The organism is Nonomuraea sp. NPDC050153 (genome assembly GCF_044460125.1).
Classification (GTDB): domain Bacteria; phylum Actinomycetota; class Actinomycetes; order Streptosporangiales; family Streptosporangiaceae; genus Nonomuraea.
This window is the reverse complement of record NZ_JBITJQ010000021.1, coordinates 74,753-87,557: the sequence shown is the minus strand read 5'-3', so window position 1 is coordinate 87,557 and position 12,805 is coordinate 74,753. Positions and strand designations below refer to the sequence as shown.

Annotated in this window: 14 protein-coding genes; 7 read left to right on the top strand and 7 right to left on the bottom strand. The window is 71.4% G+C overall.

The features are described from left to right. Window positions 1-5 precede the first annotated feature (5 nt). Genes ACIBQ1_RS38800 through ACIBQ1_RS38770 form a run of 7 tightly spaced genes read left to right on the top strand, consistent with a single transcriptional unit; the run spans window position 6 to window position 6,658 of the window. Window positions 6-1,157, top strand: a complete 1,152-nt coding sequence (locus tag ACIBQ1_RS38800) for an inositol-3-phosphate synthase (RefSeq protein WP_397284803.1) — start codon at window positions 6-8, stop codon at window positions 1,155-1,157. Beyond that, window positions 1,154-2,014, top strand: a complete 861-nt coding sequence (locus ACIBQ1_RS38795) for an SCO3242 family prenyltransferase (RefSeq protein ID WP_397284801.1) — start codon at window positions 1,154-1,156, stop codon at window positions 2,012-2,014. The genes ACIBQ1_RS38800 and ACIBQ1_RS38795 overlap by 4 nt, the downstream gene beginning before the upstream one ends. Next, complete coding sequence (locus tag ACIBQ1_RS38790) at window positions 2,011-2,907, top strand: sugar phosphate isomerase/epimerase family protein (RefSeq protein ID WP_397284799.1); 897 nt, start codon at window positions 2,011-2,013, stop codon at window positions 2,905-2,907. The genes ACIBQ1_RS38795 and ACIBQ1_RS38790 overlap by 4 nt, the downstream gene beginning before the upstream one ends. Continuing rightward, window positions 2,843-3,358, top strand: coding sequence for an EboA domain-containing protein (locus ACIBQ1_RS38785; protein WP_397284797.1), 516 nt, complete (start codon window positions 2,843-2,845; stop codon window positions 3,356-3,358). Before ACIBQ1_RS38790 ends, ACIBQ1_RS38785 begins: the two co-directional genes overlap by 65 nt. Then, complete coding sequence (locus ACIBQ1_RS38780; RefSeq protein ID WP_397284795.1) at window positions 3,358-4,200, top strand: TatD family hydrolase; 843 nt, start codon at window positions 3,358-3,360, stop codon at window positions 4,198-4,200. The genes ACIBQ1_RS38785 and ACIBQ1_RS38780 overlap by 1 nt, the downstream gene beginning before the upstream one ends. Before the next feature lie 2 nt (window positions 4,201-4,202). After that, window positions 4,203-5,315, top strand: coding sequence for a metabolite traffic protein EboE (gene eboE, locus ACIBQ1_RS38775; protein ID WP_397284793.1), 1,113 nt, complete (start codon window positions 4,203-4,205; stop codon window positions 5,313-5,315). Continuing rightward, window positions 5,315-6,658: an alkaline phosphatase family protein gene (locus ACIBQ1_RS38770; protein ID WP_397284791.1), complete on the top strand. Its 1,344-nt coding sequence runs from the start codon at window positions 5,315-5,317 to the stop codon at window positions 6,656-6,658. The genes eboE and ACIBQ1_RS38770 overlap by 1 nt, the downstream gene beginning before the upstream one ends. 25 nt (window positions 6,659-6,683) lie before the next feature. On the opposite strand, the gene ACIBQ1_RS38765 is transcribed toward ACIBQ1_RS38770, so the two are convergent. The 7 genes from ACIBQ1_RS38765 to ACIBQ1_RS38735 all read right to left on the bottom strand — a co-directional run bounded on the left by ACIBQ1_RS38765 (window position 6,684) and on the right by ACIBQ1_RS38735 (window position 12,800). Continuing rightward, window positions 6,684-6,965 carry a YciI family protein gene (locus ACIBQ1_RS38765; protein ID WP_397284789.1) on the bottom strand — a complete coding sequence of 94 codons (282 nt, stop codon included), beginning with the start codon at window positions 6,963-6,965 and terminating at the stop codon, window positions 6,684-6,686. Window positions 6,966-7,028: 63 nt separating this feature from the next. Beyond that, window positions 7,029-7,937 carry an amidohydrolase family protein gene (locus ACIBQ1_RS38760; protein WP_397284787.1) on the bottom strand — a complete coding sequence of 303 codons (909 nt, stop codon included), beginning with the start codon at window positions 7,935-7,937 and terminating at the stop codon, window positions 7,029-7,031. A 5-nt stretch (window positions 7,938-7,942) separates the two neighbouring features. Then, window positions 7,943-9,058: a VWA domain-containing protein gene (locus ACIBQ1_RS38755; protein WP_397284785.1), complete on the bottom strand. Its 1,116-nt coding sequence runs from the start codon at window positions 9,056-9,058 to the stop codon at window positions 7,943-7,945. Beyond that, window positions 9,051-9,908, bottom strand: a complete 858-nt coding sequence (locus ACIBQ1_RS38750; RefSeq protein WP_397284783.1) for an AAA family ATPase — start codon at window positions 9,906-9,908, stop codon at window positions 9,051-9,053. Before ACIBQ1_RS38750 ends, ACIBQ1_RS38755 begins: the two co-directional genes overlap by 8 nt. Further along, on the bottom strand, window positions 9,898-10,914 hold the full coding sequence (locus ACIBQ1_RS38745) for a xanthine dehydrogenase family protein molybdopterin-binding subunit (RefSeq protein WP_397284781.1): 1,017 nt from the start codon (window positions 10,912-10,914) through the stop codon (window positions 9,898-9,900). The genes ACIBQ1_RS38750 and ACIBQ1_RS38745 overlap by 11 nt, the downstream gene beginning before the upstream one ends. 3 nt (window positions 10,915-10,917) lie before the next feature. After that, window positions 10,918-12,297 carry a xanthine dehydrogenase family protein molybdopterin-binding subunit gene (locus tag ACIBQ1_RS38740; RefSeq protein ID WP_397284779.1) on the bottom strand — a complete coding sequence of 460 codons (1,380 nt, stop codon included), beginning with the start codon at window positions 12,295-12,297 and terminating at the stop codon, window positions 10,918-10,920. Continuing rightward, window positions 12,297-12,800: a (2Fe-2S)-binding protein gene (locus tag ACIBQ1_RS38735; RefSeq protein WP_397284777.1), complete on the bottom strand. Its 504-nt coding sequence runs from the start codon at window positions 12,798-12,800 to the stop codon at window positions 12,297-12,299. Before ACIBQ1_RS38735 ends, ACIBQ1_RS38740 begins: the two co-directional genes overlap by 1 nt. Between the last annotated feature and the right edge of the window lie 5 nt (window positions 12,801-12,805).

The window sequence follows — 12,805 nt, the reverse complement described above, 5'->3', positions numbered from 1 at the left end:
CTCCCATGCGCAAGCTCGGTATCTGGTTCATCGGAGCACGCGGATCCGTGGCGACCACCGCGACCATCGGCGCCGCAGCCGTCAAGGCGGGCGTCTTACCCCCTCAGGGATGCGTCACCGAGTCCCCTGACTTCCCCGGAGGCCTGGTTCCGATCGCGGACCTGGTCTTCGGCGGTCACGACATCACCGAAATCCCGCTGCGAAAGCGGGCCGAGCAGCTGAGCAAGGCGGGAGTGGTGCCGACCGCCTTGCCAGAACTCCTCACCCAGGATCTCGACGCCGCGGACGCGGAGATCAGACCGGGCCACCTTCCCGGCGACGGCACCCAGGCGGCGGCTGTGGCCCGCCTGGCCGGTGACATCGCCGGTTTCCGCGACCGGCACCAGCTCGCCCGCGTGGTCGTGGTCAACGTCTCGTCGACCGAGCCTCCCGCCGTCCCGCGCCCGGAGTTCCAGCGCCTGGCGGATCTCGAGGAGCGGCTTGCCACGGGAGACGAGGTGCTGCCGACGAGCTCGCTGTACGCGTACACGGCGTTCCACGCCGGCTGCGGCTATGTGGAGTTCACCCCGTCGACCGGGCCCACGCTGCCGGCCCTGGCCGAGCTCGCGGAGCTGCGGGCCGTGCCGTACGCGGGGCGCGACGGGAAGACCGGCGAGACCCTGGTCAAAAGCGCCCTCGCGCCCATGTTCGCGCAGCGGTCGCTACGGGTCCGCTCGTGGTCCGGGCTCAACCTGCTCGGCGGGGGAGACGGGGCCACCCTGGCCGACCCGGCCGCCCGATCGAGCAAGGCGCTGTCCAAGGACCGGGCCGTCGCCGGGATCCTCGGCGCGCCCGTCGAAGGAGAGACGCACATCGACTATGTCGAGGATCTCGGAGAGTGGAAGACCGCCTGGGACCATGTGACCTTCGAGGGCTTCCTCGGGGCGCGCATGAGCCTCCAGTTCACCTGGCAGGGCTGCGACTCGGCGCTCGCCGCGCCTCTCGTCCTGGACCTGGCCCGGCTCGTCGCACGCGCGCACGAGTGCCGGCGGTACGGCGTGCTGGCCGAGCTGGGCTTCTTCTTCAAGGACCCGCTGGGCACCGATCAGCACGCCCTCGCCGCCCAGTACGCCCGGCTGCGTGCCTTCGCCGAGGAGCTGGCCGGGGACGCGTCGTGAAGGCACTGCTCGAACTGGTCCGCGCCCCCGCCGCGCTCTCGGTGCCGGGAGACGTGATGGCCGGGGCCGCGGCCGCCGGGCGACCCCCCTTACCCGGCCTGGCCCTCGCCTCGGTGCTCATCTACTGGGCGGGCATGGCACTCAACGACTGGGCCGACCGCGAGGTCGACGCCATCGAACGGCCGGAGCGCCCCATCCCCTCGGGCAGGGTACGCGCCGGCACCGCGTTCGGTCTCGCGGCCGGGCTGACCGGCGCGGGGCTGGTCGCTGCCGCGGGGGCCGGTGGTCGCCGTGCCGCCGGGGTGGCCGGATTGCTGGCCGGCGCGGTGTGGGCCTACGACCTGCGCCTCAAACGAACCCCGCTCGGGCCGGCCGCGATGGCGGCCTGCCGCACCCTGGATGTGCTGCTCGGCGCCGGCCCGCAGGTCAGGGCCGCCGCCCCGATGGCGCTGGCGATCGGCGCGCACACCTACGGGATCAGCATCCTCGGCAGGGCCGAGGTGTCCGGGGCGACGGGGGCGACCGTGCGCGGCGCGCTCGCCGCCAGTGCCGCCGCGGCCGGCCTGGCGGCCGTGTCCTGCCTGCGTAGCGCCCCCCTTTCGAAGGGCACCGCCGCACGGGCGGGCACCGCCCTTCTCCTCGCCGGCCATCTCGCCGCGACCATCCCGATCCAGGCGGGACTGCGGGCCCACCCCGATCCCGAGCAGGTACGCAAGGCCGTACGGCTGAGCATCCTCGGCCTGATCCCGCTGCAGGCGGCGGCCGTGGCAGGCCGCGGGCGACTCGCCACGGCGGGCGCCCTGCTCGGCGCGCTGCCCGCGGGCAGGTGGCTCTCGGCCCGGATGGCCACGTCATGAACTGGGCGTACTGCACCAACGGGTTCTCCGGCCACAGACTCCACGAAGCGCTCGAGATCCTGTCCGAGCTGGGCTACACCGGCGCGGCCATCACCCTGGATCACGGCCACCTGGACCCCTTCGCCCCCGGGCTGGCCGCCGAGGTGAGCCGGACCGCGGCCCTGCTCGACCGGCTCGGCATGAACGCGGTCATCGAGACGGGCGGCCGCTACACCCTGGACCCCCGACGCAAGCACCATCCCACCCTCATCAGCGACGGCTCCGAGCGCCGGGTCGCGTTCCTGAACCAGGCCATGCGGATCGCCGGCGACCTGGGCGCTCCCGTGGTGCACCTGTGGAGCGGGCTCCGGCCCGAGAACCTGCCGGAGCAGGCGGCGTGGAGCCTGCTCGCCCGCCGCTGCGAACACCTCCTGGCCGAAGCGGACCGCCGCGACGTCACGCTCGGGTTCGAGCCCGAACCCGGCATGTTCGTCGAGGACCTGGCCGGATTCGAGCGGCTGCGAGACCTGCTCGGCGGCCATCCCCGGTTCGGGCTCACCCTCGACATCGGGCACTGCCGTTGCCTGGAGCAGGACGACCCGCCCACCTGCGTCCGGCGCGCGCTGCCGTATCTGGCGCACGTGCAGATCGAGGACATGCGCCGGGGCGTCCACGAGCACCTGGAGTTCGGCGAGGGCGAGATCGACTTCCCGCCGGTGCTCGCCGCGCTGGCCGGCTACCAGGGGCAGGTGGCCGTGGAACTCGCCCGGCACTCCCACGCGGCGCCCCAGGTCGCCCGCCGGTCGATCGATTTCCTGAGGACGGTGAGTCAGGAAGGAGCGAGCCACCATGAACGAGACCGGGCCGCAGACGGGGGAGTGGCTGGCGCGGGCACTGTCACGGGTCGAGTCTGACCGCGGCGCCGTACACCTGCTCTTCCCGCAGGCCGAGCGGCGAGGCGGCCCCGGAGCGCGGCGCGCGCTGCTCGCGGTGCTGCACGGTGACCACGCGACGATCCGGGCGCTCTACGAGCGGGGCGACAGCGGCGAGCGGCTGGCGATCCTGACGGCCCTGCCCGAGCTCGGTCTCGGCGCGGCGGCGATCCCGCTGGTCGAGGACGCGTTGCGGACCAACGACGCGCGGCTGGTGGCCGCGGCCCTCGGGCCGTACGGCGCGCGGTGGCTCGACGACCACGCCTTCCGCCAGGGCGTGCTCAAGTGCGTCTTCATGGAGATCCCGCTGGCCTCCGTCGCCGGCCTCGACGGGCGGACCGACGCCGAGCTGACGCGCATGTTGTCGGACTACGCGGCCGAGCGACGGGCGGCCGGACGCCCGGTCCCCCACGACATCCTTGAGAGGATCTGATGCGCATCTTCGACCCGCACATCCACATGACCTCCAGGACCACCGACGACTACCAGCGGATGTACGACGCGGGGGTGCGCGCCGTGGTCGAGCCCGCCTTCTGGCTGGGCCAGCCGCGCACCAACGTCGGCAGCTTCCTGGACTACTTCGACGCGCTCCTCGGCTGGGAGCCGTACCGCGCGGCCCAGTACGGCATCCGCCACCACTGCGCCCTCGCGCTCAACCCCAAGGAGGCCAACGACCCGCGCTGCGCGGAGGTGCTCACCGAGCTGCCCCGGTACCTGCTGAAGGACTCCGTCGTCGCGGTCGGCGAGGTCGGTTACGACTCGATGACCGACGCCGAGGAGCGGATCTTCGAGGTCCAGCTCGCGATGGCGGCGGAGAACGACCTCCCGGTCCTGGTGCACACCCCGCACCGCGACAAGGTCGCCGGAACCCGCCGCAGCCTCGACGTCCTCAAGGCGGCGGGCACGCCGCCCGAACAGGCTCTCCTCGACCACCTCAACGAGCCCACCGTCGGCATGGTGGCCGACTCGGGCTGCTGGATGGGATTCTCGATCTATCCCGACACGAAGATGGATCCCGGCCGGATGGTGACGATCCTCAAGGAGTACGGCACCGCCAGGATGCTGGTGAATTCGGCCGCCGACTGGGGCCGCAGCGACCCGCTGAAGACCCGCGCGGTGGCCGACGCCATGCTCGCGGCCGGTTTCGGCGAGGACGACGTGGACCAGGTGCTCTGGCGCAATCCGGTCGCCTTCTACGGGCAGAGCGGAAGGCTCGACCTGGAGACCGGCTCGGCCGGCCCCGACTACGCCGGCAACACGATCAAGCGAGGCTGACCATGCGGCTACGTCACCCGGACGGCTCGACCGTGCACCTGGCCTACTGCACCAACGTGCACCCCGCCGAAGATCTCCCGGGCATCCACGCACAGCTCTCAGGTATCGCCGCGCAGGTCAGGACACTGCTCGGCGCCGAACGGCTCGGCCTCGGCCTGTGGCTGTCTCAGCACGCCGCCGCGGACCTGCTCGCCCGGCCCCACGAACTGGCCCGGCTGCGCGAGCGGCTGACCACGCTCGGCCTGGAGGTCGTGACCCTCAACGGATTCCCGTACCGCGGCTTCCACGACGAGGTCGTCAAGTACCGCGTCTACACCCCCGACTGGGCCGACGCGGAGCGGCTGCACTACACGCTCGGGCTCGCCGAGATCCTCGCCACGCTGCTGCCCGGCGACGTCACCGAGGGCACGATCTCCACGCTGCCCCTCGCCTGGCGGACCGGCTGGACGGCCGAGAAGGCGGCGGCGGTCGCGGCCAACCTCGACACCGCCGCCCGCGAACTGCGCGCGCTGGCCGACCGCACCGGCAAGGTGATCAGGCTGGGCTTCGAACCGGAGCCCGGCTGCATCGTCGAGACCACCCCGCAAGCCACCCGCCTGCTCGCCGATGTGGATCGGGATCATCTCGGCGTCTGCCTGGACGCCTGCCATCTGGCCGTGGGCTTCGAGGAGCCCGCCGCGGCGGCCGGCCTCGGGCTGCCGATCGTGAAGCTCCAGGCATCGTGCGCGCTGGAGGCGCCGCCCGGCACCCAGGACGCGCTGAAAGCGTTCGACGAGGCCCGGTTCCTCCACCAGACGCGCTCGGCCAGCGGATACGTCGACGACCTGGGAGAGGCCCTGGCCGGCGGGCTGCCCGCGGAAGAGAACTGGCGGGTGCACTTCCACGTGCCGCTCCACGCCACGCCGCCACCACCGCTCACCACCACCGCGTGCTACCTGCGGAACGTCCTGCACGCCCTGCTCGGCGGCGCCGCCCCGCTGACCAGGCACATCGAGGTGGAGACCTACACCTGGAACGTGCTGCCCGGCGCGCCGCCCGACCTCGCCGAAGGCATCGCCGCCGAACTCGACTGGACCCGGCGGCAACTGGCCGCGCTCGGGCTGAAGGAGTCGTGATGGCACCGCTGGTCGTGATCAACGTCGTCGGGCTCACCCCGCGCCTGCTCGCGCACATGCCGAACGTGGCCAGGACAGGCCCGGCCGGCACGATCCGCCCGGTGCTGCCGGCGGTCACCTGTTCGATGCAGGCCACCCTGCTGACCGGTGCGTTGCCCCGCGACCACGGCATCGTCGGCAACGGCTGGTACTTCCGCGACCTCGGCGAGGTGCTGCTGTGGCGCCAGCACAACGCGCTCATCCAAGGCGATCAGCTGTGGACCGCCGTACCCGGCCTGCGCACCGCCAACGTCTGCTGGTGGTACGCCATGGGCGCGCCCACCGACCTGCTCGTCACCCCACGCCCCATCTACCATGCCGACGGCCGCAAATCCCCCGACTGCTACACCCGGCCACCCTCGCTCCACGACGACCTCGAGAGCGCGCTCGGGCCGTTCCCCCTCTTCACCTACTGGGGCCCGAACGCCGGAATCGCCTCCTCCGAATGGATCATCGCCGCCGCCCGCCGCATCCTGGCCCGCGAACACCCGGACCTGCTGCTCGTCTACGTCCCACACCTCGACTACGACCTGCAGCGATACGGTCCCGCCGGCCCCGAGGCCATCGCCGCGGCCCGCGCCGTCGACGCCGCGCTCGCCCCGTTCCTCGACGAACTGCGTGCCGGGGACGCCGAGGTGGTCGTGCTGTCGGAGTACGGCATCACGCCCGCCTCCCGCCCGGTGGACATCAACCGGGCGCTCCGGGCCGCGGGCCTGCTGGAGGTCCACACCCAGGCAGGGATGGAATATCTCGACCCGTGGACGTCGCGCGCCTTCGCCGTCGCCGACCACCAGGTGGCCCACGTGTACGTGCGCGACCCCGCCGACCTCGCCCGTACCCGCGACGTCATCACCGCCCTGCCCGGCGTGGACGAGGTGCTCGACCAGGTCGGCAAGGCGAAGTACGGCCTCGACCACGAGCGCGCCGGCGAGCTCGTGGCCGTGGCCGAGCCCGACGCCTGGTTCACCTACTACTACTGGCTCTCCGACGACCGGGCCCCGGACTTCGCCAGGCTGGTGGACATCCACCGCAAACCTGGCTACGATCCCGCCGAACTGTTCATGAATCCTCGCGACCCGTACGTCAAGCTCCGCGCCGCGGCGGCACTGGCCAGGAAGAAGCTGGGGTTCCGCTACACGATGTCCGTCGTGCCGCTGGACCCCTCGCCGGTTCGCGGCAGCCACGGCCGCCTCCCCGACGACCCCGCCGACGGCCCCGTCATCCTGGGCCCCTTCGACGGCGACGCCTACGCGGCAACCGAGGTCAAGTCACTCCTCACCGCCCTGATCCACCCCCGCGGCTGACCCCGGTGCGCGGAAGGGGTGAACTCTAGCCGGGGCCGAGCGAGCCGACCGTCACGCGCCACTGGCGCAGCAGGCGATCCTTGGTGACCTGCAGCCGCGTGTACGGGTCCTGGTCGACGAGCGCCTGCGCCGCGGTCTCGTCCTCGGCCTGTAGGACGATCATGCCGGCCGTCAGGTCCGTGTAGGGGCCGGCCGCGACGAGGCTGCCCTGCTCAAAGAGCTTGTTCAGGTGTGCGAGATGGTCCTCGCGGCGCTCCGCTCTCAGCGGGGTGTCGTTGTAGCCGTAGGTCAGGACGAACAGTGCCATGCCGAGACACTCCTTTTCACTTCATACCGTTGGACGACCGTCGCCGATCGAAGCAGTTCCAGGTCAGCCCTCCAGCCCGTACACCCGTCGTGCGTTGCCGGCGAAGATGTCGTGCTGGTCGGCGGGTGGGAGGTGGGTCAGTGCGTCCTTCCACGCGTCGACCAGGTGCGGCAGGCTGGTCCAGATCTTCTCGACCGGGAAGTTGGTGCCGAACATGGCCCGGTCGGCTCCGAACCAGCCGATCACCTCGTCGGCGACGAAGGAGATGAGGTCGGGATCCACCCGGTGGACGAAGGTGCCCTGCCCGGTGAGCTTGACGACGATGTTCTGCCGCTCGGCCAGCGCGGCCATCCCGGCCCGCCACGACTCGAGGCACTCGAGCCCGATGAGCATGCCCGCGTGCACGAGGACGAAGGTGACGTCGGGGAAGGCCGCCGCCAGCTCGACCGCGTCCGGCATCTGTTCGGGAAAGACCTGCAGCTCGAACAGCCAGCCGTGGTCGGCGAGCGCGCCGATGTTCTTGCGGAAGACCGGATCCTTCGTACGGTCGGGCGCGGCGGCGAACCGGAACTCCGGGCGCTCGTGCCAGTGCAGCTGCTGACGGATCCCCCGGATCAGCGGCGTGAGCGCGGCCTGTCGCCGCATGACGTCCGGAGCGTCCTCGTCGAACATGTCGGCCGATCCGATGACCGCCATCGGCCAGCCCGTCTTCCGATGAACCTCGTGAAGCCATCGCACCTCGTCCACAACCCGGTCGAGCGGCCAGTTCGTCTGCACGTAGACCGACTCGCGGATGCCTGAGGCCGTGGCCTCGGCGATGTACTCGTCGATCAGGTAGTCCCGCCTGATCGGCTCGTACGGGCCGAAGATCCGCGGCACCATCGGTCCGGACAGCCAGGGTAGGTCCCCGGCCCGCCAGATGTGGTGGTGCGAGTCGACGATGTCGCCCGAGTAGCGGGCCGTCTCCGACATGACGATCACTCCCTGATCAAGGTCCGTACCTGCTCGTACGCCGTACGCAGGTCGCGTACGCCCGCGAGCGCGTCCACGCTGCCGAGCACGGCCGACATGCCGCGGGTGACCGGCCGGTACGCCGGATCGCAGGCGAGCGGCGACCACCACAGCAACCGGTGGCTCAGCAGCGACAACCGCCGTACGGCCGCCTGCATGGGCCGGCAGTCGCCGCGTTCCAGGCCATCGGAGAGCACGATCACCAGGGCGCCGCGCGCCACGGTGACATATCGGGCGTTGGCGAGGAACTCCTGGAGCGAGGCGCCGATCCGCGTCCCGCCCTCGGCGTCCAGGACGAGGTCGCTCAGCGAGGCGACGGCCGCGTCGACCTGCCGTGCGCGCAGCGGCTCGGTGACCCGGGTCAGCCGGGTGCCGAAGGTGAACACCTCGACGCGGTCGAGCCGGCCGACCACGGCGTGGGCGAAGCGGAGGTAGTCGGCGCTGTGCTGCTTCATCGACCCGGACACGTCGATGAGCAGCAGCACACGGCGCTGCCGGCGCGGACGGTCGCGCCGGCGCAACGTCACGATCTCCCCGTGGCTGCGCCTGGACTCACGGCAGATCCTGGCGACGTCGATCCACGGACCTCGCCGGGCAGGCCGCCGGCGTCGCGACCGGATCGTCGGCACCGCTCCGGGTAGTTCCCGCCGCAGCAGCGCGAGCACTGCCCGGTCGTCCTCGCTCGCCGGGCCGAACACCGGGCGTCTCTCGCGCTCCGAGGAGCCTGCCTTCAGGCCCGCCTCCCCGCCGGACGCCGCCGTGAGCGGAGCCTCCTCTCCCTTCCCGCGCGGCGCGGGGGCCTCGCCGTCGGGGAACTCCTCATCAGGGATGCGCCGTGCCGCGACCTCCCCGAACCAGCGCTCGAACGTGGGGGAGTACACCCCCAGGTCCTCGTGGGAGGTGGTGAGCGTGGCCGCCCCGATCCAGTACAGGTGGGTGGCGTCGCGCGGGCCGACGGCCTCGATCGCCTGGAGGAAGACCCGCTGTCTGGGCACCGGTACGGGCAGGCCCTGATCACGCAGGTCCCGCAGGAACCCGTGCACATGATCGCCGACGCGGACGAGGAGGGACCGCTCAGTCACCGAACACCTCCGCGGTGTGGCGGCCGAGGAGCGCGAGGTCCTCCTCGTGCTTGACGAGCAGTCCCGCGGACCGGCGCATCGCCTCCAGCCAGCTTGAACCCTCGCGGGCCAGCGTCTGCACGCCGCGGGCCCAGGAGACCGACTCGGCGATGCCCGGGCGTTTCAGCAGAGCCAGCCCGCGGATGCGATGCACGGCGGCCACGAGGCGGGCCGCGCTTCTCTCGTCCAGGCCCGGCGCCTGCGCCCGGATGATCGCTCGTTCCCGTTCGGCGTCGGGGAAGGGGATCCAGTGGTAGAGGCACCGGCGCTTGAGCGCGTCGTGCAGTTCACGGGTCCGGTTCGAGGTGAGGACGACGAACGGGACGCTCTCCGCCGTGATGGTGCCGATCTCCGGGATGGTGATCTGGAAGTCGCCGAGGAACTCCAGAAGGAAGGCCTCGAACTCGCTGTCCGCCCGGTCGATCTCGTCGATCAGCAGCACCGCGCCGGAGGCCGCCCGCAACGACCGCAGTAACGGGCGCTGCAGCAGGAACTCCTCCCGGTACAGGTCGCCGACGCCGCGCCCCTCCACCTCGGCGGCCCGCAGGGACAGCAACTGTTTGGGGTAGTCCCACTCGTACAGGGCCTGGGAGGCGTCCAGTCCTTCGTAGCACTGCAGCCGGATCAGCTCGCGGCCGAGGATCCGGGCCAGGACGTTCGCGACCTCGGTCTTGCCGACCCCCGGCTCGCCCTCCAGCAGCAGCGGGAGCCCGAGCGTGCCCGCCAGGTGGAGGGCGGTGAGCAGTCCCTCGTCGGCGAGGTAGCCCTCCGCGCCCAGCCGCCGGTCCAGCGTGTCCTGATCAACCAGCACGGCCGGCCCGCAGCTCGTCGAGTCCGCGCAGCACCTTCTCCGGGGTGAAGGGCATGCTCGTCAGCCGTACGCCGACCGCGTCGTACACGGCGTTGGCGATTGCGGGGATCGGGGCGTTCGCCGTCATCTCGCCGATCCCCTTGGCCCCGAACGGCCCGTTGTCGGCGGGCCGTTCGAGGAACAGGCTCGTCTGCGCCGGGATGTCGGCCGGCCCCGGCATCAGGTATTCCGTGAAATCGACCGGACCGTGCTCGCGCGAGTGCGGATAGTACGGTTCGGTCGATTCGAACAACGCGTGCGACAGGCCCATCCAGGCGCCGCCCTCGACCTGCTGCGTCGCGAGGGCCGGGTTGAGCGCCCGGCCGATCTCGTAGGTGTTGTAGAGCCGCAGCACCTCGATCACGCCGGTCTCGTCGTCGACCGCGACCTCGGCCACCGTGCACGCGTGCGCCTGGCAGGAGTCCGGGTCCATCTCGCCGGTCTCCGGCACCGGGGTGCTCGGCTCCTTGAGGTAGATGCCCCGGCCGGAGATGGTCCGGCCCTGCCGGAAGTGCGCGGCGAGCGCGACGTCGCTGATGTGGATCTTCTTTTCCGACGATCCCTTGAGGCGGACGAAGCCCGTGCCGTCGGTCTCCAGGTCCTCCGCGTCGACCTCCAGTTCGTCGGCGGCGACCTGGAGCATGACGTCCCTGGCCTCGCGCGCCGCCATGATCACGGCATTGCCGACGCGGTGGGTGCCGCGGCTGGCGAACGTTCCCATGCAGTGCGGGCCGGTGTCGGTGTCGGCGGTGTCGACGATGATGTTCTCGATCGGGATGCCGAGTGTCTCGGCGGCGCATTGGGCGATGACCGTCCGCAGCCCCTGGCCGAGATCCACCGAGGAGAGCGTGACGACGAATCCGCCCATCGTGGTGGCGTGGACGAGTGCCTGCGATGGGTCGCCGCCGAGGTTCATGCCGGTCGGGTAGTTGACCGCCGCGTATCCGCGCCCCTGCCGTAACGCCATCGCTCAGCTCTCCGATCGCTCGGTCGAGGACATCGCCCGGTACTCCGGCGGAAGGTCGTGCCCCACCAGGTCGGCGGCGCTCTGGATCACCTCGACCAGCGCCGTGCCGGACGCGATCTTGCGATGAGCTTTCATGTCACCGTCCCGGTAGGCGTTCTTGAGCCGGAGTCGCAGCGGGTCCATGTTCAGCTCCCGGGCGATGCGGTCCATGTGCGACTCCAGCGCGAAGTCGCCGATGGTGACGCCGAACCCGCGCATGGCGCTGGACGGCGTGCGGTTGGTGTAGACGCAGTAGGCGTCGACATGGACGTTCGGGATCGTGTACGGGCCGGGCATGTGCGCCGCCGCTTTGGTGGTGCCGTACGGGCTGTGCCGGGAGTACGCGCCCGCGTCCACGTAGAGCGTGATCTTGCGGGCGACGATCCGGCCGTCGTCCATGACGCCGTCCTTGATGGTGATGCGCTCGGCCGCGCGGGGGGACGACACCTGCATCTCCTCGGCGCGGCTGTAGACGTACTTGGCCGGCCGGCCGGTGAGCGTGGCGGCGATGCAGGCGAGCGGCTCGACGATGACATCGACCTTGCCGCCGAAGCCGCCCCCCACGGTGCCCCCGACGACGCGCAGGCTGGTGGGCGGGACGCCGAGAATGAGCGCGGTGTTGTCGAGGGTGAAGAAGGCGGCCTGGGTGTTGGTGTGTATGCGCAGCCGGCCGTCGCCCTGAGGGACGACGATGCAGCCGGTCGGCTCCGTCGGCGCGTGTTCGATGGGGGAGGAGCTGTAGCGGCCCTCGATGATGCGGTCCGCCTCGGCGAAGCCTCGCTCGACGTCGCCGAAGCGGATCCGGCGGCAGTGATGTCCCTCGTACACGAAGTGGTTGGTGCCCGCCTGTTTGATGATCGGGGCGCCGTCTGCCAGCGCCTCCTCGACGTCCAGGACGGCGGGCAGGTCGGTGTAGTCGACCGCGACCCGGGCCGCGCCCTCGCGGGCGGCGTCCTCGGTCTCGGCGACGACGGCGACGATCGGCTCGCCGCGGTAGAGGACCCGATCCTCGGCCAGCACCGGCTCGTCGTCAGGTCCCACGCCGATCAGGCGCAGCACGGTGTACCAGTTGTTCGGCACGTCCTGGTGGGTGATGACCCGGAGCACGCCCGGCACCCCGAGGGCGCCGGAGACATCGACCCGGTTGATGAGGGCGTGGTGCCGCGCGGACCGGTGGATCTTGACGTGCGTCATCTCCGGCGGCGTCATGTCCTCGAAGAAGACCGTGCGGCCGGTGACGTGAGCGCGGGCGTCCGAGCGCGGGACGGCCGAGCCGATGACGGCGAATCCGTCCGCGCGCTCGCCCTTGAAGTACGCGGTGTCGATCGGGGTGAGGCGCGCCATCAGACCTCGGCCTCCGCGCTCGTGAGCGGGGCGCCGCGGCGGTGTCGCGCGGCGGCGAGGACGGCGGCGATGATCGGCTCGTATCCCGTGCAGCGGCAGACGTTGCCGCAGATCGCCTCGGTGACGTCTTGGCGGGTCGGATCCGGCTTCCGCTTGAGCAGGGCCGTGGCGGACATGATCATCCCGGGGGTGCAGAACCCGCATTGCGTCGCGAAGAGGTCGACGAACGCCTGCTGTACGTCGCCCAGCCGGTCGCCCTCGGCCAGGCCCTCGATCGTCTCCACGGCAGAACCGTCGATCGTCACGACGGGGATCAGGCACGAGACCACGGGCCGGCCGTCCAGCAGCACCGTGCAGCTGCCGCAGCCTCCTTGCGCGCAGCCGCGCTTGGCCCCCATCAGTCCCAACGTGTCGCGCAGTGCGCTCAGCAGCGTCGTCGACGGCCGGGCGATCAGCTCCCGCTCGGTGCCGTTCACCTTGAGCGTGACGATTGTCGAGGACATGCGAT

Bases quoted from the DNA above. Each gene is read 5' to 3' on its own strand.
- ACIBQ1_RS38800 (WP_397284803.1), top strand. From the start codon at position 6: ATGCGCAAGCTCGGTATCTGGTTCATCGGAGCACGCGGATCCGTGGCG.
- ACIBQ1_RS38790 (WP_397284799.1), top strand. From the start codon at position 2,011: ATGAACTGGGCGTACTGCACCAACGGGTTCTCCGGCCACAGACTCCAC.
- ACIBQ1_RS38785 (WP_397284797.1), top strand. From the start codon at position 2,843: ATGAACGAGACCGGGCCGCAGACGGGGGAGTGGCTGGCGCGGGCACTG.
- ACIBQ1_RS38780 (WP_397284795.1), top strand. From the start codon at position 3,358: ATGCGCATCTTCGACCCGCACATCCACATGACCTCCAGGACCACCGAC.
- eboE (WP_397284793.1), top strand. From the start codon at position 4,203: ATGCGGCTACGTCACCCGGACGGCTCGACCGTGCACCTGGCCTACTGC.
- ACIBQ1_RS38770 (WP_397284791.1), top strand. From the start codon at position 5,315: ATGGCACCGCTGGTCGTGATCAACGTCGTCGGGCTCACCCCGCGCCTG.
- ACIBQ1_RS38765 (WP_397284789.1), bottom strand. From the start codon at position 6,965: ATGGCACTGTTCGTCCTGACCTACGGCTACAACGACACCCCGCTGAGA.
- ACIBQ1_RS38760 (WP_397284787.1), bottom strand. From the start codon at position 7,937: ATGTCGGAGACGGCCCGCTACTCGGGCGACATCGTCGACTCGCACCAC.
- ACIBQ1_RS38745 (WP_397284781.1), bottom strand. From the start codon at position 10,914: ATGGCGTTACGGCAGGGGCGCGGATACGCGGCGGTCAACTACCCGACC.
- ACIBQ1_RS38740 (WP_397284779.1), bottom strand. From the start codon at position 12,297: ATGGCGCGCCTCACCCCGATCGACACCGCGTACTTCAAGGGCGAGCGC.
- ACIBQ1_RS38735 (WP_397284777.1), bottom strand. From the start codon at position 12,800: ATGTCCTCGACAATCGTCACGCTCAAGGTGAACGGCACCGAGCGGGAG.